This is a genomic window from Rugamonas aquatica (genome assembly GCF_009380215.1).
GTDB classification, from domain to species: Bacteria; Pseudomonadota; Gammaproteobacteria; order Burkholderiales; family Burkholderiaceae_D; genus Rugamonas; species Rugamonas aquatica_B.
Genome location: NZ_WHUG01000018.1, coordinates 136,105 through 157,523 on the forward strand (window position 1 = coordinate 136,105; position 21,419 = coordinate 157,523).

The 21,419-nt window shown below is 66.2% G+C and carries 14 protein-coding genes; 11 read left to right on the forward strand and 3 right to left on the reverse strand.

All coding sequences use genetic code 11. The annotated features are described in order from the left end of the window. Window positions 1-13: 13 nt before the first annotated feature. The 6 genes from GEV02_RS29160 (at window position 14) to GEV02_RS29185 (ending at window position 9,709) form a co-directional block, all read left to right on the forward strand. Window positions 14-1,879, forward strand: coding sequence for a glycoside hydrolase family 35 protein (locus tag GEV02_RS29160; protein ID WP_217433167.1), 1,866 nt, complete (start codon window positions 14-16; stop codon window positions 1,877-1,879). A 103-nt stretch (window positions 1,880-1,982) separates the two neighbouring features. Next, window positions 1,983-3,329 carry a sensor domain-containing protein gene (locus GEV02_RS29165; protein WP_152841332.1) on the forward strand — a complete coding sequence of 449 codons (1,347 nt, stop codon included), beginning with the start codon at window positions 1,983-1,985 and terminating at the stop codon, window positions 3,327-3,329. A gap of 263 nt (window positions 3,330-3,592) precedes the next feature. Further along, on the forward strand, window positions 3,593-6,331 hold the full coding sequence (locus tag GEV02_RS29170; RefSeq protein WP_152841333.1) for a TonB-dependent receptor: 2,739 nt from the start codon (window positions 3,593-3,595) through the stop codon (window positions 6,329-6,331). Window positions 6,332-6,374: 43 nt separating this feature from the next. Further along, a complete protein-coding gene (locus GEV02_RS29175; protein WP_235923031.1) occupies window positions 6,375-6,974 on the forward strand; it encodes an NADPH-dependent FMN reductase in 600 nt (199 codons plus the stop codon). Window positions 6,975-7,137: 163 nt separating this feature from the next. Further along, a complete protein-coding gene (locus GEV02_RS29180; protein WP_152841334.1) occupies window positions 7,138-9,141 on the forward strand; it encodes a TonB-dependent receptor plug domain-containing protein in 2,004 nt (667 codons plus the stop codon). A gap of 25 nt (window positions 9,142-9,166) precedes the next feature. After that, the gene (locus GEV02_RS29185) at window positions 9,167-9,709 is read left to right on the forward strand and encodes a molybdopterin-dependent oxidoreductase (RefSeq protein WP_152841335.1); all 543 of its coding nucleotides are present in this window, start codon (window positions 9,167-9,169) and stop codon (window positions 9,707-9,709) included. A 5-nt stretch (window positions 9,710-9,714) separates the two neighbouring features. On the opposite strand, the gene GEV02_RS29190 is transcribed toward GEV02_RS29185, so the two are convergent. Next, on the reverse strand, window positions 9,715-10,620 hold the full coding sequence (locus GEV02_RS29190) for a LysR substrate-binding domain-containing protein (protein WP_328595945.1): 906 nt from the start codon (window positions 10,618-10,620) through the stop codon (window positions 9,715-9,717). 113 nt (window positions 10,621-10,733) lie between these two features. Between GEV02_RS29190 and GEV02_RS29195 the strand changes: the two genes are divergently transcribed. The 5 genes from GEV02_RS29195 to GEV02_RS29215 all read left to right on the forward strand — a co-directional run bounded on the left by GEV02_RS29195 (window position 10,734) and on the right by GEV02_RS29215 (window position 19,637). After that, complete coding sequence (locus GEV02_RS29195) at window positions 10,734-11,375, forward strand: hydrolase (protein WP_152841337.1); 642 nt, start codon at window positions 10,734-10,736, stop codon at window positions 11,373-11,375. A 105-nt stretch (window positions 11,376-11,480) separates the two neighbouring features. After that, on the forward strand, window positions 11,481-14,774 hold the full coding sequence (locus tag GEV02_RS29200; RefSeq protein WP_235923033.1) for an EAL domain-containing protein: 3,294 nt from the start codon (window positions 11,481-11,483) through the stop codon (window positions 14,772-14,774). Window positions 14,775-14,843: 69 nt separating this feature from the next. After that, window positions 14,844-16,067, forward strand: a complete 1,224-nt coding sequence (locus GEV02_RS29205) for a hybrid sensor histidine kinase/response regulator (protein ID WP_152841338.1) — start codon at window positions 14,844-14,846, stop codon at window positions 16,065-16,067. Window positions 16,068-16,091: 24 nt separating this feature from the next. Next, window positions 16,092-17,108, forward strand: a complete 1,017-nt coding sequence (locus GEV02_RS29210; protein WP_152841339.1) for an ABC transporter substrate-binding protein — start codon at window positions 16,092-16,094, stop codon at window positions 17,106-17,108. Window positions 17,109-17,117: 9 nt separating this feature from the next. After that, a complete protein-coding gene (locus tag GEV02_RS29215) occupies window positions 17,118-19,637 on the forward strand; it encodes an ATP-binding protein (RefSeq protein ID WP_328595943.1) in 2,520 nt (839 codons plus the stop codon). Between the two features lie 10 nt (window positions 19,638-19,647). On the opposite strand, the gene GEV02_RS29220 is transcribed toward GEV02_RS29215, so the two are convergent. After that, window positions 19,648-20,760, reverse strand: coding sequence for a sulfotransferase family protein (locus GEV02_RS29220; RefSeq protein WP_152841340.1), 1,113 nt, complete (start codon window positions 20,758-20,760; stop codon window positions 19,648-19,650). A gap of 11 nt (window positions 20,761-20,771) precedes the next feature. Continuing rightward, window positions 20,772-21,419: chromate transporter (locus GEV02_RS29225; RefSeq protein WP_174999396.1), on the reverse strand; the 648-nt coding region annotated here is incomplete at its 5' end.

A 21,419-nucleotide genomic window follows, 5' to 3' on the forward strand; every position in this document is an offset into this window, starting at 1 on the left:
CGGAGTCCATACCTTGAATCTGACCAAAACTATCCAGATCGGCCTGCTGGCCCTGGGCCTGAGCAGCACGCTGGCGTACGCGGCCGAGCCGTCGGCGCGCCCGCCGCACTTCGCCATCGACGGCGCGCACTTCAAGCTCGACGGCCAGCCGTTCGTGATCCGCTCCGGCGAAATGCATTACCCGCGCATCCCCCGCGCCGCCTGGCGCGAGCGCCTGCGCATGGCGCGCGCGATGGGCTTGAACACCGTGACCACCTATGCCTTCTGGTCGCAGCACGAGCCGGAACCGGGGCAGTGGAACTTCTCCGGCCAGAACGATCTGCGCGCCTTCATCAAGACGGCTGCGGAGGAAGGCTTGAACGTGGTGCTGCGGCCCGGGCCGTATGTCTGCGCCGAAGTGGATTTCGGCGGCTTCCCGGCCTGGCTGCTGCGCACGCAGGGACTGCGCGTGCGGTCCATGGATGCACGCTACCTCGCCGCCAGCGCGCGCTACTTCAAGCGTCTGGCGCAGGAGGTGGCGGACCTGCAGAGCAGCCGCGGCGGCCCCATCCTGATGCTGCAACTGGAGAACGAGTACGGTTCCTACGGCCGCGATCATGACTACCTGCGCGCCGTGCGGGCGCAGATGCGCCGGGCCGGCTTTGACGCGCCCTTGTTCACTTCCGACGGCGGCGCCGGCCGGCTGTTCGAAGGCGGCACGCTGCCCGATGTGCCGGCCGTGGTCAACTTCGGCGGCGGCGCGGACGATGCCCAGGCCTCGGTTCAGGAACTGGCCGCCTGGCGTCCGCATGGCCCGCGCATGGCCGGCGAATACTGGGCCGGCTGGTTCGACCACTGGGGCGAGCAACACCACACCCAGAGTCCCGAGGAGGCGGCGCGCACGGTGGACCGGATGCTGTCGCAGGGCGTATCGTTCAATCTGTACATGTTCCACGGCGGGACCAGCTTCGGCTGGCTGGCCGGCGCCAACTATTCGGGCAGCGAGCCCTACCAGCCGGACACCACCAGCTATGACTACGACGCCGCCCTGGACGAGGCGGGACGCCCGACACCCAAGTACTTCGCCTTGCGCGACGTTATCGCCCGGCATTTGAAAACGGCGCTGCCGCCGGTGCCCGCCGCGCCGCAACCGCAGGCGCTGCCCGCTTTCGCGCTGCAACCGGCCGGCAGCCTGCTGGCCCGGCTGGAGCTGCTGTCCAAGGCCCAGCCTTCACGCTGGGCCAGGGCCATGGAGGAGTATGGCCAGAACTACGGCTACATCCTGTATCGCAAGCGGCTCGATGCGCCGGCCAAGGGCAAGCTGGTGCTCGAAGGCTTGCACGACCAGGCGACCGTGCTGGCCGATGGCCGTGTGATCGGCAAGCTGGACCGTCGTCTGGGCGAGAGCACGCTGGCGGTGGATCTGCCGGCCGGCGCCCAGCTCGATCTGCTGGTGGAAGCGATGGGGCGTATCGGCTTCGGCGCCAAACTGGTCGATGACAACAAGGGCATCACGCGCGCGGTGAAGCTGGGCGACGATGAGCTGGAGGGCTGGACGGTCTACCCGCTGCCGCTCGATGCCGCGGCGCTGAAGCGCCTGCCGGCAGGCGCGGTAGGCGATGCGGCCGGGGCGCCGGGCTTCTGGCGCGGCACGCTGACGCTGGCCAAGCCGGTCGACACCTTCCTCGACACGCGTGGCTGGGGCAAGGGGCAGGTCTGGGTCAACGGCCACCATCTGGGGCGCTACTGGCACATCGGTCCGCAGCAAACGCTGTACCTGCCGGCATCGTGGCTGAAGGAGGGCGCCAACGAGGTACTGGTGTTCAGCACCGAAGCGCCCACCGCCAGCACCATGCAGGGCGTGGCCGCGCCCGTCTACGAGACGCCGAAGCGAGACTAGCAGGCAACGTTAGCAAATCGTAAGCAAGGATGGTGTTGGGCTTTCGTCACAATCGCCTGAGGAATTTCTTGATGTAGGGCAATCGGGACTAGAATTGTCCAATATGGAAAAATCTCTTGCCTCCACGATAGCTCGTTTCACCGACTTGCTCATGGATGCCGTGTGCATGGTCGATGCGGAAGGCCGCTTTGTATTTGTCAGCGCCGCCTGTGAGCGTATCTTCGGCTACGCTCCCCAGGAAATGGTCGGCATGCAGATGATTAATCTGGTCGCGCCGGCCGACAGGGAGCGCACGCTGGCGGCGGCGCGCACCATCATGGACGGCCATCCCAACTCGCGTTTTGAAAACAGGTATGTCCGCAAGGACGGCAAGATCGTCCACATCATGTGGTCGGCCCGCTGGTCCGAGGCGGACCAGTTGCGCGTGGCCGTGGCGCGCGATATCACGGCGACCAAGCAGGCCGAGGCGATGCAATACACGCTGTATGCGATCTCCGAGGCCGCCCATGCCAGCGACAACCTGCCGGCCCTGTTCGAACGCATACACGGGATTATCGGCGCCATGCTGCCGGCGGCCGGATTCGCGGTCGCGTTGCGGGGCGAGCAGGACGACTGCCTGCAGTTCGCCTACCACGCCAATGCCGGCGGCAGCGCCGCACCGCATCCGGTGGCGCGCTGGCTGGGTGAGGAAGTGTCGCGCAGCGGACAGCCGGTGCTGCTGACAGCGGCCACCATGACACGGCTGCCGTTGGCGCTGCAGGCGACAGTTGGCCCCGCTCCGGTCTGCTGGATCGGCGTGCCGCTGGCGACCACGCAGGGCCGGATCGGCGTATTGCTGCTGCAGGGCGATGAGGCGTCGGGCCTGTCCGGCTACAGCGACCAGGAGCAGGAATTGCTGCTGTTTGTTTCCAACCAGGTGGCAACGGCGATACATCGCCAACAGCTATACACCAGGCTGCGCTTCATGGCCCAGCACGATGAGCTGACCCAGCTGCCCAATCGCCGCCTGTTCCACGACCGGCTGCAGATGGCGCTGGCGCGCGCCCAGCGCCACCAGAGCCAGTTGGCGCTGCTGTTCATCGACCTGAACAAGTTCAAGCAGATCAATGACGACTACGGCCACGCCTGCGGCGACCAGTTGCTGCGCGAAGTGGCGCAGCGCCTGAAGCACTGCGTGCGCGAATCCGACACCGTGGCGCGGCTTGGTGGGGATGAGTTTGTCGTCATCGTGGAAGAAGTCCTGGTGGCCGCCGACGCCCGTCAAATCGTCGAGAAGATCCACCAGGTGCTGGCGATGCCGATGTCGCTGGCCGACGGCCTCAGCCTGACGGCCACCGCCAGCATAGGCGTCGCCCACTATCCCGAGCATGGCAGCGACATCGCGCATTTGATACGCCATGCCGATCAGGCCATGTACGCGGCAAAGCAGACGGAAGAACACTCCGGCTAGCCGCGGAAACGCAATCCCATCAGTGCTGGTCATGCATGGCTCCTCCGGGAGCCATATTCATTTCGGTATGCCGGGATCGCGCGGTTATGCCGATTTCGTCCGTCTTTGGCGCTAACCGCGCCAAGACGTACTCAGCCGACCCACGTAAGCTTGGTGCCGATTCGATAGCCTCTGTTGAAGCAGGCTTTCGAAGTAAACCGGCAGTTTCATGACAACGATCCCGCACACGCGATGGGGGACGTCATTACCAGGAGACGAGTAATATGTTTCAGGAAAAAATAGCTGTACGCTGGGTGAAGTTTGCGCTGGCCTTGTTGTCGGCCAACGCCGTGGCGCTGGCGCAGGCGCAGGCGCAGGAACAATCGGACGCGCCCAAGCCGGACGCCAGGATGGAGCGGGTGGAAATCACCGGCAGTAATATCAAGCGCATCGCCCAGGAGGGCGTGTCGCCGATGACCATGATTACCAAGGAAGACATCAAGCGCTCCGGCGCCACCTCGGTGCTCGACGTGTTGCGCAACCTGCCTTCGGTCGGCGGCAACGGCCGCGATTTCGGCGGCGGCAACGACTTCCGCAACGGCGCCACCACGGCCAGCCTGCGCGGCATGCCGACCTTGATCCTGTTGAACGGCAACCGCCTGCCGGTGTCCGGCTCGGACGATTCCAACGGCTTCACCTCGGTGGACTTGAACATGCTGCCGCTGGCGGCGATCGAGCGCATCGAAGTGCTCAAGGACGGCGCCTCGGCAATCTACGGCACCGATGCGGTGGGCGGCGTCATCAACTTCATCATGCGCCAGAATTACCAGGGCGTGGACCTGAGCACCAGCTACGGCACCACCACGCTGGGCGGCGGCGATGTGCGCAAGCTGTCGGTGGCCGGCGGCTACGGCGACCGCGCCACGCAGAAATTCAACCTGACCTACGCGGCCATGTACGAGGACACCAAGCGCATCAAGGGCACCGACCGCGACTGGGCCAACCACATCGACTTCGGCGCCAGCGGCGGCCTGCAGTACGCCAATGTGTACGGCGCCCACGGCACCGATGCCGGCACGCTGTCGATAGGCGGCAACCGCTTCGCCGACCCGGAATGCCTGGCCGGCTCCAAGTTGCCGTATCCGAGCGGCGCCGAATGGTTCCCTTCGCCGACCCGCAACGGCTGCCTGTCGGCGACGGCGGAATTCACCGACCTGGTCAAGCCCTCGCGCCGCGCCGGCGCCACGGCCGCGCTGAACTGGGATATCGCGCCGGACCTGACGCTGTTCGCCAACGCCTTCTACACCAACTTCGACAAGCGCATCGTCGGCCAGTCGTCGTGGCTGCAGAACCGCGCGCGCAACAACCTGGTCATTCCGGCCTCGAATCCCTTCAACACCTACGGCAAGCCGGTGACGGTGCGGCGCGATTTCCCGGTCTACGAAGGCGGCATCAAGACCAACGTCGACAACCTCTGGCTGATGACCGGCCTCAAGGGCGAGCTGGCCGGCTGGGACTGGTCGGCCACGCTGTCGCACGGCGAGGAGCGCGGCCGCACCGATACGCTGGGCGCCTACAAGCTGGAGGAATTGAACCAGGCGGTCGACGACGGCCGCTTCAACCCCTTCGGCGTCAACAAGAATTCGGACGCCCTGATCCGCGAGCTGTCGGGCGAGATGTTCGTCAAGACCCGCAGCAAATCCGATTCCATCAAGCTGCAGGCCGCGACCGAGTTCGGCGAGCTGCCGGGCGGGAAGGTCGGCGTGTCGGTCGGCTCCGAGCTGCGCAAGAATTCGCTGTCGTACACGCCGTCGCAGGATTGGCAGCAGGGCTTGCTGGGCCAGTACGCGGTGCTGCCGCCGATCTCCGGTTCGGAAAAACTGTCGGCCGTGTATGCGGAGCTGAGCCTGCCGTTGCTGAAAACGCTGGAGGCCCAGGCCGCCGTGCGCCACGACAAATATGAGCTGGCCGGCGCCACCACCAATCCCAAGTTCGGCGTGAAGTGGAAGCCGAGCAAGGAGATCATGCTGCGCGCGAACTACAGCACCGGCATGGTGGCGCCGTCGCTGCCGCAGCGCTTCAGCCAGGGCCGCGACGCCTTCTACCAGACCAAGGATCCGCACCGCTGCGTCGAGGGCGATGTGTATTTCGATTCCTACTGCACCCGCCAGGTCAAGGCGTCCAACGTCGGCACCAAGGATCTGCAGCCGGAGAAGTCGAACCAGTACAACATCGGCTTCGTCATCGAGCCGATCAAGGACTTGAACATCGGCCTGACCTATTACGACATCAAGTGGAAAAACAAGATCGACATCCTCGATACCACGACGGTGCTCGACAACGAAGACGGCGCCTACAAGTCGCACGTGACGCGCGACGATGTCACGGCCGAGGATATCGCGGCCTACGCGACGCTGTCGGCGGCCGACAAGGCGCGGCTGGGGCCTTTGCGCGGCGAGCTGTCCAACATCAAGACAGGCTGGGTCAACCGCTTCCAGACGCACACCTCCGGCATCGACCTGGAAGCGTCCTACACCTTCCGCACCGAGAAGCTGGGCCGCATCAAGGTGTTCAGCGAAGCCAACTACACGCTGCGCTACGACACGGTGCTGTTGGCCGATAACGTCTACATCAACTGCCCTAACAACACCTCGTGCGACGCCGGCGAGTACGGCAATCCGCGCGTGCTGGCGAACGTGGGCGTGAACTGGGACCAGGGCGTGTGGAGCGGCACCGGCATCGTCAAATACGTGGCCGGCACCAAGGTCGACCGCTCGCCATCGGCCGTGCAGAACCAATGGTATGACTTCTATGCCAAGGGACGGCGCATTCCGGCCATCGCCACGCTGGATGCATCGCTGGCCTATTCGGGCATCAAGAACGCGGTGATACGCGTTGGCGCCAACAATGTGTTCAACCGCGATCCGGCTTTCGATCCGGGCTCCTCGCTGGGTTACAACGATAGCTGGGGCGATCCGCGCGGCCGCTATGTGTATGTCAGCCTGGACTACAGCTTCAAGTAAGCGGTAGTGACGATCCGGCCGTCTTCTCGCGGCGGCGGCCGGATTGAAAACATTTATCAAAAAACCATATTTTTGCTATGCTTCAGGATTTAGGCGGAATATGAAGTTATTGGCATTCGCAGCGAGCAATAGCAGCAAATCGATCAACAAAAAATTAGTGACTTACGCGGCCGGTCTGGTGGACGGTGCGGAGGTCGAGGTACTGGATTTAAACGATTACGAAATGCCGCTGTTCAGCATCGACAGGGAAGCGGCGTCGGGCCATCCTGAATTGGCCAAGGCTTTTCTGCAAAAAATCGCGGCGTCCGACGCCTTGCTGATTTCGTTCGCCGAACACAATGGCTCGTACAGCGCGGCCTTTAAAAACCTGTTCGACTGGTGCTCGCGCATCGAGTCCAAGGTGTTTCAGAACAAGCCCCTGGTTCTCCTGTCCACCTCGCCGGGCGCCCGTGGCGGCGCCAGCGTGCTGGCGGCGGCGACCGGCTCCGCGCCGTTTTTTGGCGGCCACGTCAAAGCCAGCCTTTCCATCCCGAGCTTCCATGACAACTACGATCTCGAACGCGGCGTGCTCAAGCATGAGGAATTGAACAGCCAGCTGGTCAAAGCCGTGGCTGCGCTGACGGAAGCCGTACCCGCCGCGTAGCGTATCGCCGCCATTTCGTCGATGAATGGCGGTATCTACTCCTTCTTGCTTATCCCATAAAACCTTTTTTGTTGCGATAATCGCTATATAGCCAACTATATTGCGCTGTAAGCCGGGATTCTTTAAGGTCCGGGGCTAAGGTTTTTTTACATGGGGAAGTCATATGGATCAGAAGGAAAAGCGCGGCCGTCGGCTGACGTTGATGGCGTCGGCGTTGCTGGCGCTGGGAGCCGGCGGCAATGTGGCCGCTCAACAGGGCGGCGAGGCCCGGCCGTTCGAGCTGGGCACCGTGGTCGTCACCGGCACGCTCGATCAGGTCGGCGAAATCGGCAAGGAACAGGTGGCCTCCGTCATCGGCCGCAAGGAGATGCGCCAGTTTAACCGCGACAATGTCGGCGATGCGCTCAACCTGCTGTCCGGCGTCACGCTGTCGACCAATGCGCGCAATGAAAAAACCATCGCCGTGCGCGGCTTCGATGCGCGCCAGGTGCCGCTGTATATCGACGGCGTGCCGGTCTACGTGCCGTACGACGGCTATGTCGACTTCGCCCGCTTCAGCACCGCCGACCTGGCCAGCATCCAGGTGGCCAAAGGCTTCAGCTCGATGGCGTACGGGCCGAACGCGCTGGGCGGCGCCATCAACCTCATCTCGCGCAAGCCCACGGCCGCCCTCGAAGGCGACGCGGCGCTCGGCTGGGCCAGCGGCCACGGACGCCAGGCCTCGGCCAACGTCGGCAGCAGGCAGGGCATCTGGTATGTGCAGGCCGGCGCCGCCTACGACCAGAGCGACACCTTCCCGCTGTCGTCCGATTTCCGCCCGACCGCCACCGAAGACGGCGGCGCCCGCAACAACGCTTACCGGCGCGACAGCAAGGTCTCGCTGAAGCTGGGCGTGACGCCGCGCGCGGGCGACGAGTACGCGCTGAGCTACTACCAGCAGCACGGCAGTAAAGGCCAGCCGCCATCGACCGATCCGGCCACCGCGCGCTACTGGCAGTGGCCATACTGGGACAAGGAAAGCATGTACTTCATCTCGCGCACCGCGTTGGGCGCCAGCGCGGCGCTGAAGGTGCGCGCCTACCACGACAACTACGGCAACGAAGTCGACAGCTACACCAACGGCAGCTACACCACGCTCAAGACCGCAGGCGCGGGCAGCCTGGGCACGGGCCGCAGCATCTACAGCGACTGGACCAGCGGCGCGTCGATGGAACTTGAAACGCGCCAGGCGGCGATCAACACGCTGCGCCTGATCGCCCACTACAAGGTGGACAAGCACGTCGAACGCGACGGCACCGGCGCCACCAACGCCATCTTCAAGGATGCGCTGGCGTCGCTGGCGCTGGAAGACAATGTCCAGCTGCGCCCGTCGACCATGCTGTCGCTGGGCGCGGGCCGCCACCAGCTGCGGCCGCAGACCGTCTACAGCGCCGGCAATCCCTACACGCTGCCGGACACGAAGAGCGCGCATGACTGGCAGGCCGGCCTGTTCGAAGACCTGTCCGCCAGCGCGCGGCTGTACGCGACCATCGCCCACAAGTCGCGCCTGCCGACGCTGAAGGACCGCTACTCGCAGCGCCTGGGCACCTACATCGAGAACCCGGCGCTGCGGCCCGAGTCTGCGCGCAACTATGAGATCGGCTACCAGGGCCAGCCGTGGAAGGATGGCCAGTTGCAGGCCGCCTACTTCTACAGCGAGATCGGCGACAAGATCCAGGCCGTGGCCAACGTCTCCGGCATCAAGTCGCAGATGCGCAATATCGGCAGGGTGCGCTCGTCGGGCATCGAACTCGATGCGCGCGGCACGCTCAGCAGCATGGTCGAGCTGGCGGCCAACTACACCTACACCGAGCTGAAGAACCTGAGCTCGCCAACGACCCGGCTGACCGATGTGCCGCAACAAAAGCTGACCGCGCAAGCCATGCTGCATCCGCGCGACGACATCGACCTCATCGCCATCGCCGAGCGCAACAGCAGCCGCTGGGCGTCGGACACGGTGCAGCTGGCGGGCTACGCCACGCTGAATCTGAAAGCGGTCTACCGTCCCGCGCGCGGCGTCGCGCTGGCGGCCGGCGTGAGCAATCTGCGCGACCGGAATTACTCGCTGGCCGACGGCTTCCCCAGCGCCGGACGCCAGTGGTTCGGCAACGTCAATTACCAATACTAAGCAACCCCAAGCAAAGGAAAAGATGATGGGCTATTTACTACGCAGGCTGTTTTTCACGATCGCGCTGTGTGCCTCGGTGCACGCGGCCGCGCATCCCACCGATGGCGACACCGCCAAATATGTCACGACCCGCCTGGCCGTGACGGGCGCGGTGGAGCACGCGCTCAACCTCAACGTGGCGGACTTGCGCCAGCTGCCGGCACAAAAGCTGGGCGAGCTGCCGCTGGTGCGGCAGGGCGGCGCCAAAGCCGGCCAGCTGGAAAACCTGAAGGGCGTGCGCCTGCGCGATCTGCTGGAGCAGGCCGTCGTGGTGTCGCGCGACCACAATGACGTCAAGAAGATGGTCGTCATCGCCACCGCCAGCGATGGCTACAAGGTGGTGTTCTCGTGGTCCGAGCTGTTCAACTCGCCGGTGGGCGAGGGCGTGCTGGTCTACTTCGAAAAAGACGGCCAGCCGCTCGGCGACGACGAGGGCCGCATCGCCATGGTCTCCAGCAAGGATATCCGCAGCGGCCCGCGCCACGTCAAATGGCTGCAATCGATCGAGGTGAAGAAGATCGCCGAGTAGGGCGCTCACTCCTTGATGATGTGGTCGGCCAGATAGTCGATCAGCAGCCGTATGCCGGGCAGCAAGCCCCGGCGCGACGGAAACACCGCGTGGATGATGCCGCCCTTCGGCGACCATCCCGGCAACGCTTCGACCAGCCGTCCCTGCTGCAGGTCTTCCTCGACCACCATGTAGGGCAGCTGCACGATGCCGGTGCCGCGCAGCGCCGCCTGGCGCAGCGCCGTCATGTCGTCGGTCAGGTAGCGGGGGCGGTGCCGCACCTGCGCTTCCATGCCGTCGGGGCCGTCGAGCTGCCAGACATGGTCGCGCGACGGTCCCCAGTCCAGGCTGGGCAGGTCGTCGAGATCGGCCGGGGCGGCGGGACGGCTGCGGCCGGCGAACAAGCCGTCCAGCAGGCCCGGGCTGGCCACCAGCCGCTGCGGGCTGGACGACAGCACGCGCATCACCAGGTCGACATTCTCCAGCGGCGGAAAGCGCACCCGCAAGGCCAGGTCCAAACCCTCGCCCAGCACGTCGACGCGGCGGTTGGTGGCGTCGAGGTGGACCTGCACCTTGGGATACTCGGCCATGAAGCGCGCCACCAGGTCGCCGATCCGATAATCGAGCAGGGCGGTGGGGCAGCTCATGCGGATGATGCCCTGCGGTTCCGAATGCTCGCGCTGCATCACCTCGCGCGCCGCCTGCGCCTCCACCAGCATGCCGACGCAGCGCTCGTAGAATTCCTGCCCCATCGCCGTCACCGAGAAATGCCGCGTGGTCCGCTGCAACAGGCGCACATTGTGCTCGGTCTCCAGCGCCGCGATGCGCCGGCTGAGCTTGGACTTCGGCATATTCAGCGCGCGGCCGGCCTGCGTGAAGCCGCCATGCTCGACCACTTTTACAAAATAATATAAATCGTTTAAATCCATGATCGCTGATTGTCCCAAATGGAGAACACTGACGGCATTTTATGTTACTTCCGAGAATTATGTTAAGGATTTACTATGTGCGCAGTCTTGTTTTTTCAACCAAAGGAGTACCCCCCATGACCAGCGAAACCATCCGCGATCCCGCCACCGACCATCTGCTGACGCCGCAGAACAGCGCTTTTGTCATCATTGACTACCAGCCTGTCCAGGTGAACTCGATTGCCTCGATGGACCGGCAACTGCTGATCAACAACATCGTCGGCGCCTCGAAGGCCGCCGTGGCCTACGGCCTGCCCGTCATCCACTCGACGGTCAACGTCAAGACCGGCCTGAACAAGCCGCCCATCCCGCAACTGCGCAAGGTGCTGGGCGACTATCCGACCATCGACCGCACCACCATCAACTCGTGGGAAGACGTGGAATTCCGCCAGGCGGTGGAAGCCACCGGCCGCAAGAAACTGATCATGACCGCGCTGTGGACCGAAGCCTGCCTGACCTTCCCGGCGCTCGACGCGCTCAAGGCCGGCTATGAAGTGTACGTGGTGGCCGACGCCGTCGGCGGCACCTCGGTGGCCGCGCACGAGATGGCGCTGCGCCGCATCGAGCAGGCCGGCGGCAAGTTGATCAGCACCGTGCAGCTGTTCTGCGAACTGCAGCGCGACTGGAAACGCAGCGACACCGTGCCGGCCTTCATCGACCTGTTCGTGTCCACCGGCGGCACCGCCGGCATCCAGTTCTCGTACGACCGCGCGGAGTAAGCGCGACGGCGGGCGCACTGCTGAAAGCGGTGCGCGCCGCTTTATTGGCTTCTGCTAAGATGGATCGACGAAGTTTTCGGGGCGTCAAGCGACGCTTGCTCGATCATGGAATTCGATCCACCAGTCCCGGCAGCACTGAGCCATGCCCTGCCTTCCGGCGCCGGCGCGTGGCAGCACGCGGCGCCGCCCATCGATCCGCCACCGAGCTACGACCAGTGTCCGTATTTCGTCCTGACGGTGACGCTGGACGGCCGCCTGGCGGCCCTGAATCTGTACGCCCGCCAGCACCTGGGCGCCTTTGCCTCGGGCGAGCCGGCGGCGCGGCTGTATGCCGACTGGGCCGGACTGGTGCTGCTGGAGACGGCGCTGCCGGCCGCGCGCGAACATGGCTGCTGGCACGGCGAGCTGGAACTGCGGGGCGCCGACGGCAGCCTCCATCCCGTGACCCAGTCCATCGAGTTGCAGCCTGCAACGGAATACCTGCCGGCGCGCTTGCTGTGCCTGGCCTACGACCTGAACCACTACGATGTCTACGAATCGCTGCTGCGCTTCAAGCGGCTGTTCCAGGACCACCCGCAGCCGATGTGGGTCTACGATTTGCAGACGCTGCGCTTCCTGGTCGTCAACGCCGCCGCCGTGGCGCACTACGGCTACACGGAGGTGCAGTTCCTGCAGATGACCATCAGGGACATCCGTCCGGCCGAGCACATCCCGGCGCTGGAACGCAACCTGGCCGCTGCGCCGCTCAAAGGCACGGAGAAGGCCGGCAACTGGACCCACGTCAAGGCCGACGGCAGCCGCATCGAAGTGCAGATCTCTTCGCACGCCGTCACCATCGCCGGCCGGCAGGCGCGCTTTGTCGTCGCCCATGATGTGACCGGGCAGCTGCGCATGGAGGCGGCGCTGTACGCGTCGCGCGAGCTCAAGCAGCTGGTCATCAACCACATTCCCCACCAGATCTTCTGGAAGGATTTGGACGGCAAGTACCGTGGCTGCAATGCGGTGTTTGCCGCCGCCGCCGGCCTGACGGCGAACGAGGAAGTGGTCGGCAAGACCGACGACGACTTTCCATGGCGCCACAACGCCGAGGCGATACGCGCCGACGACCGCGACATCATCGCCACCGGCCAGGCCCGTCTCAACGTCGAAGACCATCTGGCGCAGCGCGACGGCAGCGTGCTCTGGTACCTGGTCAACAAGCTGCCTTTCCACGACCAGCGCGGCAACATCATCGGCGTGCTGGGCACGATCGAGGACATCACCGCGCGCAAGCAGGCCGAGCAGACCTTGCAGCTGCGCCAGCGCGCGCTGGAGGCCAGCGACAACGCGGTCGTCATCACCGCCCACGGCCCGGCCGGCGAACTGATCGATTACGCCAACCCGGCTTTCACGCGGCTGTTCGGCTACACCGGGGCGGAGGCGGCGGGCCGCAGCCTGGACATGCTGCTGGAGCAGCAAAGCGACGACCGCGACGCCTTGCGCGCGGCCCTGAGCGGCGTGCACGAATTGACGATGACCTTGCGCATCGTCCACCGCGACGGCCACCTGCTGTGGGCGCGGCTGCATGTGGCGCCGGTGCCCGCCGTCGACGGCCCGCCCAGCCATCACGTGTGCGTGCTGACCGACATGACGGAGTCGATCAACTACCAGGTGCAGCTGGAGCACCAGGCCAACCACGATCCGCTGACCGGCCTGCCGAACCGCGCATTGTTCGGCGACCGCATGGCGCAGGCCATCGGCTATGCCGAGCGCTACGGCCATCACCTGTGGGTGGTGTTCATCGACCTCGACAACTTCAAGCTGGTCAACGACAGCCTGGGCCACCAGGCCGGCGACGAGCTGCTGTGCACGATCGGGCTGCGCCTGCGCGCCTGCCTGGACGACAGCGACACCGTGGCCCGGCTGGGCGGCGACGAATTCCTGCTGCTGCTGTCGGACTCGCCCGAGTCGCCGGCCTCGGCGCTGTTGCAGCAGGTGCAGGAAACCATCGCCGCGCCGATGACGCTGGCCGGGCAGATGCTGACGGTCACGTGCAGCATCGGCGTCAGCGTCTACCCGCTCGATGGCGGCGAACCGCAGCAGTTGCTCAAGCATGCGGACATCGCCATGTACCGGGCCAAGGAGGGCGGCCGCAACCGGCTGCAATTCTACGAGGCGGCCATGCACAGCCGCATCAGCGAGCGCGCGCTGATCGAGGCCGAGCTGCGGCATGCGCTGGCGCGCGACGAACTGAGCCTGCACTACCAGCCCAAGCTGGACTTGCGCACCGGCGCCGTGATCGGCATGGAGGCCTTGCTGCGCTGGCAGCATCCGGCCATGGGCATGGTGTCGCCGGCGCGCTTCATCGGCGTCGCCGAGGAAACCGGGCTGATCGTGGAGATCGGCCGCTGGGTGCTGCGCAGCGCCTGCTTCCAGAATGTCGCCTGGCAGCAGGCCGGGCTGACGCCGCTGCGGGTGGCGGTCAATGTGTCGGCCCGCCAGTTCCGCGATCCGGGACTGAGCGCCGAAGTCCAGGCGGCGCTGTCCGACAGCGGCCTCGACGCCCGCTACCTGGAACTGGAGCTGACCGAAAGCCTGGTGATGCACAACGTCGAAGGCGCGGTGGCCGTGGTGAAGGGGCTCAAACAGATGGGCATCGCGCTGTCGATCGACGATTTCGGCACCGGCTACTCCAGTCTGGCTTACCTGAAGCTGTTCCCGGTCGATTACCTGAAGATCGACCAGTCCTTCGTGCGCGAGATGCTGGCCGAGCCCAAGGTGGCCGCCATCGTCCGCTCCGTCATCGCGCTGGGCCAGAGCCTGGGCTTCCGCGTCATCGCCGAGGGCGTGGAGAGCGCGCCGCAACTGGCTTACCTGCGCCATCACCTGTGCGACGAGATGCAGGGTTATCTGTTCAGCAAGCCGCTGCCGCCCGACGATTTCGGCGCGCTGCTGCGCGAGGAGCGCAGCCTGCCGCTGCCGGCCGACGAGACGCCGGGAGAACAGCAGACCCTGCTGATGCTGGACGACGAGCCCGCCGTCCTGGCCGCGCTGACCCGCTTGCTGCGTCCGGACGGCTACCGCCTGTTGCGCGCCCACAGCGCGGCCGAGGCCTTCGACCTGCTGGCCAGCCACCAGGTGCAGGTGGTGGTCAGCGACCAGCGCATGGCGGGCATGAACGGCACCGAGTTCCTCAGCCGCGTGAAAGGCCTGTATCCCGACACCGTACGCATCATCCTGTCGGGCTATATCGACGTCGAGGGCGTGCTCAACGCCATCAACCGTGGCGAGATCTACCGCTTCTACACCAAGCCCTGGGACGACCACGCGCTGCGCGCCAATATCCGTGATGCTTTCCGCTACCAGCGCATGATGTTCGGCAAGGCGCAGCGCGGTGCCGAGCGTGTGCACGACGGATAGTATTGGTGAGTTTTATGGGGGTGAAACTTGGCATAATGAATTAGCCCAACAATGGTTGATGGAGGCGCTATGTCCGAGCTTGTCCCGCGTTCGCGTATTATGGTCGTGGACGATCAGGCTGTGCACCTGAAAGCCTTGTGCGACATCCTGGGACAGCATGATCTGGACGCCGCCGGCTTCACCACCGGCGAGGCGGCGCTGGCCCACCTGCGCGGCCAGGCCTACGACCTGCTGCTGACCGACATGAACATGCCCGGCATGGACGGGCTGGCCCTGATCGAGGCGGTGCGCGCGCTCGATCCCGGCATCGCCTGCATCATCATGACCGGCGCCGGCACGGTCGATACCGCCGTCAAGGCGATGAAGATCGGCGCCTTCGACTACATCATCAAACCTTTCAAGGCCGCGACGCTGTTGCCGGTGCTGGCGCGCGCGCTGGAATCGCGCCAGCTGCGCCAGCAAAACGTCAAGCTGGAGGCGGCGCTGCGCGACCGCATCGACGAGCTGGGCCGGGTGAACCTGTTCCTGGAAGCGGCGCGCAAGGAAGCCGAGCGCACCAACCACGAAAAGTCCGCCTTCCTGTCGAGCATGAGCCACGAGCTGCGCACGCCGCTCAACAGCATCCTCGGCTTCGCGCAGATACTGGCCAGCGACCGCTTCCCCAAGGGCGAAGGCGAGCGACAGCGATTTTCCCAGAACATCGTCTCTTCCGGAAAACACTTGCTGTCGCTGGTGAATGAAATGCTGGACCTGTCCAAGATCGAGGCCGGCAAGGTGTCGCTGGTGCTGGAAGCCGTCATGCTGGACGAGGTGCTGCGCGAAGTCCATGCGCTGGTGGCGCCGCTGGCCGAGAAGCGCCGCATCGCGCTGCTGCTGCCGGCCGATTGCCGGCTGGAGCTGAGCGTGGACCGCATGCGCCTCAAGCAGATACTGGTCAACCTGTTTTCCAACGCGATCAAGTACAACCGGCCGCAGGGCAGCGTCAGCGTCGATTGCAGCATCGGCCAGCGCGGCTACGCCTGCGTCGCCATCAGCGACAGCGGCATCGGCCTGACGCCGGAGCAGCTGCAAACCATATTCCTGCCCTTCGGCCGCGCCGGGCTCGACGAATCCGACGAGGAGGGCACGGGACTGGGATTGACCATCACCAAGCGCCTGATCGAAGCGATGCGCGGCTCCATCGGCGTCGACAGCAAGCCTGGCGAAGGCAGCACCTTCCGCATCGAACTGCCGCTGATTAACGCCGCGACGACCAACCCCGGAGTCCGCACCACGATGCACCACGCCAACTGACCGCCATCCTTCGCAGGAGTCTGTATGAAACGTCTGGATTTCAAGGCCCTGTTGCTGCTTGCCGTCGCCGTCTTCGTTGCCGGCGTTTGCCTGTGGCTGGCCTTGCGTCCGGGCGCCAGGCTGCAGGCGGCGCCGACCCCCATCATCATCGCCACCAACACCGAGTATGTCGGCGCCTGTCCGGTGCTGGCGGCCCAGGCCCAGGGCTATTTCGCCGGCAAGCAGCTGGCGGTGCAGCTCCAGCCCTACACCAGCGGCAGGGGCGCGCTGCAGGCCGTCGTCGCCAACCGGGCGGACGTGGCGACCGTGGCCGATATTCCCATCATGTTCTTCGCCATGGAGGCGGCGCCGGTGCAGGTGGTCAGCACCATCTTCCGCACCGGCAGCGACCACGGCCTGGTGGCGCGGCGCGACCGCGGCATCGCCAGGCCCGCCGACCTGAAGGGCAAGCGCATCGGCGTGACGCTGGCCACCTCCGGCCACTTCACGCTGGACGTGTTCCTCAACCGCCAGCGCCTGGACAGCCGCGACGTGGAGCTGCGGAACTACCCGCCCGATGCGCTGGCGCAGGCGCTGGCCGACGGCCTGGTCGACGCCATCAGCGGCTGGGATCCCTTCCTGGCGGCGGCCGAGGAAAGCCTGGGGAGCAACGCCATCCGCTTCAGCGGCGCCGATGTCTACGAGAGCATCTACAACATGGTGGCGTTGTCCGGCTACATACAGCAGCACCCGCAGACCATGGTGCGGCTGTTGCAGGCGCTGGACCAGGGCGAGCGTTACTGCATCCAGAATCCGGCCGCCGCCGTGGCGTTCTTCCCCAAGCTGTCGCCCAAGGGCCAGGCGGCGATGCTGGCGGCCTGGCCCGCCCATCATTTCGGACTGGCGCTGGACCAGAGCCTGCTGCTGGTGCTGGAGGACCAGTCGCGCTGGGCGATCAAGGGCGAGCTGACGAAGGCGCGCGAGGTGCCCAACTTCCTCGACCACGTTTACCTGGATGGCCTCAAGACCGTGCTGCCGGGTGAAGTGACCATCATCTACTAGGGGCCGCGCGTGAAGATTTCCACCCGCCTCAAGCTGGCGCAAATCATCTGCATCATCCTGCTGGCGGTGATGGCGGCGATCTTTGCCCGCACCACGCAGCAGATGCGGCAGGAGATCGCCAAGGCCGCGGTCAGCGGCGAGGTGCTGCGCGGCGCGGCGGCGCTGCGCTACCTGTCGCTGGAGTATGTGCTGTACCACCAGACCCGCACCCGGGCGCAGTGGCTGCAGCGGCACCGCTCGCTGCAGGCGGTGATCGCCGGCGACAGCGACTTCGCCGGCGAGGCCGAGCTGGACCTGCTGAACGATATCCGCGAGCGCCACCAGTCGCTGGGCAGCCTGTTCGCCGAGTTGCAGGGCTTGCAGGGCGAGTTCGCACGCATGCCGGAACGGCGCGTCATCCTGCTGGAGCTGGAGGCGCGCCTGTCCGGGCTGATGATTAACCGCGCCCAGTCCATGATGTCGGACGCCGAGGATCTGGCCCGGCTGAGCCGCGCGAATATGCTGACGGCGCAGTCCAACCTGGTCGCCTCCGGCGCGCTGCTGGGCGGGCTGGTGCTGGTGGTGGTGATCGGCGCCATGGGGCTGACGCTGCGCAGCGTCACCAAGCCGCTGCTGCGGCTGCACCAGGCCACCGAGGTGGTGGGCGCCGGCAGCCTGGACTTCGTGCTCGATGCGCGCGCCGACGACGAGATCGGCAGCCTGGCGCGCTCCTTCGACCGCATGGTCGACCGGCTGCGGCAAACCACGGTATCGCGCGACGAGCTGATCCACGCCAACGTGGCCTTGCAGACCGAGGTGTCGGAGCGGCTGGCGGCCGAGCGCAAGGTGGTGGCCCAGCTGGCGCGCATGAGCCTGTTGCACCAGATCACCCGCTCGATCGGCGACCGCCAGGACTTGCCCAGCATCTTCCAGGTGGTGATACGCTGCCTGGAGGACCAGCTGCCCATCGATTTCGGCGCCATCTGCATGTACGACGGCGCCGCGCTGGAAGTCGCCAGCGTGGGCTTGCGCAGCCGGCCGCTGGCGCAGACCATGGCGATGACCGACGGCGCGCAGATCGGCATCGACCAGAACGGCCTGTCGCGCTGCGTGCGCGGGCAACTGGTGTACGAGCCGGATGTGCGCGCGGTCGACTTCCCCTTCCCGCAGCGGCTGGCCAAGGCCGGCATGCGCTCGATGGTGCTGGCGCCGCTGCTGGCCGAGAGCACCGTGTTCGGCGTGCTGATCGTCGCCCGTTCCAGCGGCGGCGACTTCTCCAGCACCGATTGCGAATTCCTGCGCCAGCTCAGCGAACACGTGGCGCTGGCGGCCAACCAGGCCAGGCTGTACGGCGCGCTGCAACAGGCCTACGACGACCTGCACCAGAGCCAGGTGCAGGTGACCAAGCAGGAACGCCTGCGGGCGCTAGGCCAGATGGCCAGCGGCATCGCGCACGACATCAACAACGCCATCTCGCCGATCGGCCTGTACGCCGAATCGCTGCTGGAAACCGAGCATGGCCTGAGCGAGAACGGCCGCTCCTGCCTGCAGGTGATCGAGCGCGCCATCGACGACGTGGCCTCGACCGTGGCGCGCATGCGCGAGTTCTACCGCCAGCGCGAGCCGCAGCTGACGCACAGCACCGTCAACGTCAACCTGATGATCCAGCACGTGGTCGACCTGACCCGCGCGCGCTGGTCGGACATGCCGCAGCAGCGCGGCATCGTCATCGAGATGCGCCAGGAGCTGGCCGGGGAGCTGCCGCCCATCCTCGGCGTCGAGGGCGAGATTCGCGAAGCCTTGACCAACCTGATCTTCAACGCCGTCGACGCCATGCCGGACGGCGGCGCGGTCACGCTGCGCACCCGCTACGCCGAGCAGATGGACGACGGCAGCGGCCCCTACGTGCAGGTGGAGGTGGCCGACAGCGGCACCGGCATGGACGAGGCGACCCAGCGGCGCTGCCTGGAGCCGTTCTTCACCACCAAGGGCGAGCGCGGCACCGGCCTCGGCCTGGCCACGGTGTATGGCATGACGGAGCGCCATTCGGCCCGCATCGCCATCGTGTCGGAGCTGGGCAAGGGCACGGCGGTGCAGATGTACTTCCCGGTGGCGCCGGCGTCCGACGACAGCGCGCCGGTGATGCCGTCGTATGCGCCGGAGCCGGGCCTGCGCATCCTGATCGTCGACGACGATCCCACCGTGCTGGCTTCGCTGCAGAACATCCTCAGCCTGGACGGCCACCATGTGAGCAAGGCGGACGGCGGCCAGGCCGGCATCGACCTGTTCAACGAGGCGGAGGCGGGCGGGCGCCGCTACGAGGTCGTCATCACCGACCTCGGCATGCCGTATGTCGATGGCCGCAAGGTGGCCGAGACCGTGAAGCGCGTGGCGCCGGCCGTCCCCGTCATCCTGCTGACCGGCTGGGGCCAGCGCCTGATCCCCGACAGCGGCGATGCGCCGGTGCATGTCGACCATGTGCTGAGCAAACCGCCCAAGATCCGCGAGCTGCGGCTGGCGCTGGCCAAGTGCACCGGCCACCTGACCTAGGCCGGCCTGCTCAGTCGCCGACCTCGAATGTCGCCGGGTCCAGCCGCTCCAGCGTGGCGCCGCCGTCGCGGCCGGGCGGCTGCGCCTGCAACCGGGCGCGCAGCTGGGCCAGGTAGTCGGCGCGGCTGCGGCGCAGCGCGTAGTCGCGGAAATTGTTGCGCTCCAGGTCGCACCACGCTTGCGCCCGGCCGGCGCTGGAACGGTGGGCGGCCTGCTCGCGCAGCGCCGGCAGGCCGCCGGCGTCGCCCGGGGTCAGGCGGGTGTAGCCGTAGCGGTCCATATAGCCGCCGGTCAGCGTTTCGATCATTTCGATCTCCGCCATCGTCAGCTGCTGCTTGAACTTGTCGATGTTGGCGGCGATCGGCGGATAGCAGTTGGACGACCACAGCGACGACATCTGCGCCAGCTGGCGCGCTTCCCGCGAGGCGGCCACGTCCAGCATCTGCGGCAGGAAGGCGATGCCGAGGAAGCGGCACACCGCCTCCAGCGTGTGCTGCTGGCGGGACAGGAAATCTTCATAGCGTATCGTCAGCACGCGCTCCGGCCATTGCCGCATGACCTGGTCCGCCGCCTGGTGCGCGGCCAGCCAGGTCTGGGCGTTGAGCAGGGTGTCGAAGTCGTGGATGATGGCCTTGTTCATCGACGCCACCTGCGCGCGCGGATCGCGCACCACGTTGACGAACAGCATGTCCGGATACAGCCGCATCAGCTCCGGCGCGTAGTGCACGCTGTCCAGCGATTTGTCCATCACCACGGCGGCGCCCTGGCGCTGGCCGGCGCGCAGCAGCAGTTCCCACACCACGCGGTGCACGCTGCGCGGCTGGTCGCGCAGGGTCTCGAACAGTTCCACAGGGTCGAACACCATGTCCGGCCACTTGACCATGCTCACGGCTTGCAGGCCGATCACGTCGACCACCAGGCTGAAGTAGGCGCGGTCGTCGCTCAGGTCGCCGTACAGCGGCAGCAGCGGCACCAGGTCGACGATGTGCAGCGGGTAGGGCGAATAGAATTGCGGCGATGCATTCAGCCGCAGGCGCAGCGCGTGGCTGCCGCAGCGGCGCAGCGGTATCATCATCACCGGACGCGGCCGTTGCTGGCCGCCGTGCGATACGGTAGTGCTCATGTCAACTCTCCTCAGAAAACCAGCCAGCCGGCCAGCGCCGCGCACAGCACGACCCAGGCGGCGTCGATGCGCCAGCGCGTCAGCGCCCACAGCGACAGGGCGCAGATCAGCACCGCCGCCCAGCTCGGCTGCGTCAGGCCGGCCAGCGTGACGGCGGCGGAAAACACCATGCCGGCCAGCGTCGCGCGCACGCCGCGCAGCGCCGCCTGGACCTGGGCCGAGCCGCGGATGCGCTGCATGGCGCCGCTGGCGGCGATCATCAGCACGGCGCTGGGCAGGAACATGCCGACGCTGGCGGCGACGGCGCCGGCCAGTCCGGCCACCTTGAGGCCGACGAAGGCGGAACTGATCATCACCGGGCCCGGGCTGAGCTGGGTCAGCGCCAGGGCGTCGACGAACTGGTGCGGCGTCAGCCAGCCGTAGGCGTCGACCACCGTGTGTTGCAGCAGCGGGATGAAGACATAGCCGCCGCCTAAGGTCAGCAGGCTCATGCCGGCGAACACGGCGGCCAGTTGCAGCAGCAGGCCGGCCTTGGCGCTGAAGGCCAGCATGCCGCTCAGCGGCAGCAGGCCGGCGGCCACCGCCAGCGGCAACTCGTGGCGCAGCGCGGCCGACGCGGCCGGGGCCGCCGTGGCCGCATTGGCCGCAGTGGCGGTGGC

Bases quoted from the DNA above. Each gene is read 5' to 3' on its own strand.
- GEV02_RS29210 (WP_152841339.1), top strand. From the start codon at position 16,092: ATGAAACGTCTGGATTTCAAGGCCCTGTTGCTGCTTGCCGTCGCCGTC.
- GEV02_RS29200 (WP_235923033.1), top strand. From the start codon at position 11,481: ATGGAATTCGATCCACCAGTCCCGGCAGCACTGAGCCATGCCCTGCCT.
- GEV02_RS29180 (WP_152841334.1), top strand. From the start codon at position 7,138: ATGGATCAGAAGGAAAAGCGCGGCCGTCGGCTGACGTTGATGGCGTCG.
- GEV02_RS29165 (WP_152841332.1), top strand. From the start codon at position 1,983: ATGGAAAAATCTCTTGCCTCCACGATAGCTCGTTTCACCGACTTGCTC.
- GEV02_RS29185 (WP_152841335.1), top strand. From the start codon at position 9,167: ATGGGCTATTTACTACGCAGGCTGTTTTTCACGATCGCGCTGTGTGCC.
- GEV02_RS29205 (WP_152841338.1), top strand. From the start codon at position 14,844: ATGTCCGAGCTTGTCCCGCGTTCGCGTATTATGGTCGTGGACGATCAG.
- GEV02_RS29220 (WP_152841340.1), bottom strand. From the start codon at position 20,760: ATGAGCACTACCGTATCGCACGGCGGCCAGCAACGGCCGCGTCCGGTG.
- GEV02_RS29170 (WP_152841333.1), top strand. From the start codon at position 3,593: ATGTTTCAGGAAAAAATAGCTGTACGCTGGGTGAAGTTTGCGCTGGCC.
- GEV02_RS29195 (WP_152841337.1), top strand. From the start codon at position 10,734: ATGACCAGCGAAACCATCCGCGATCCCGCCACCGACCATCTGCTGACG.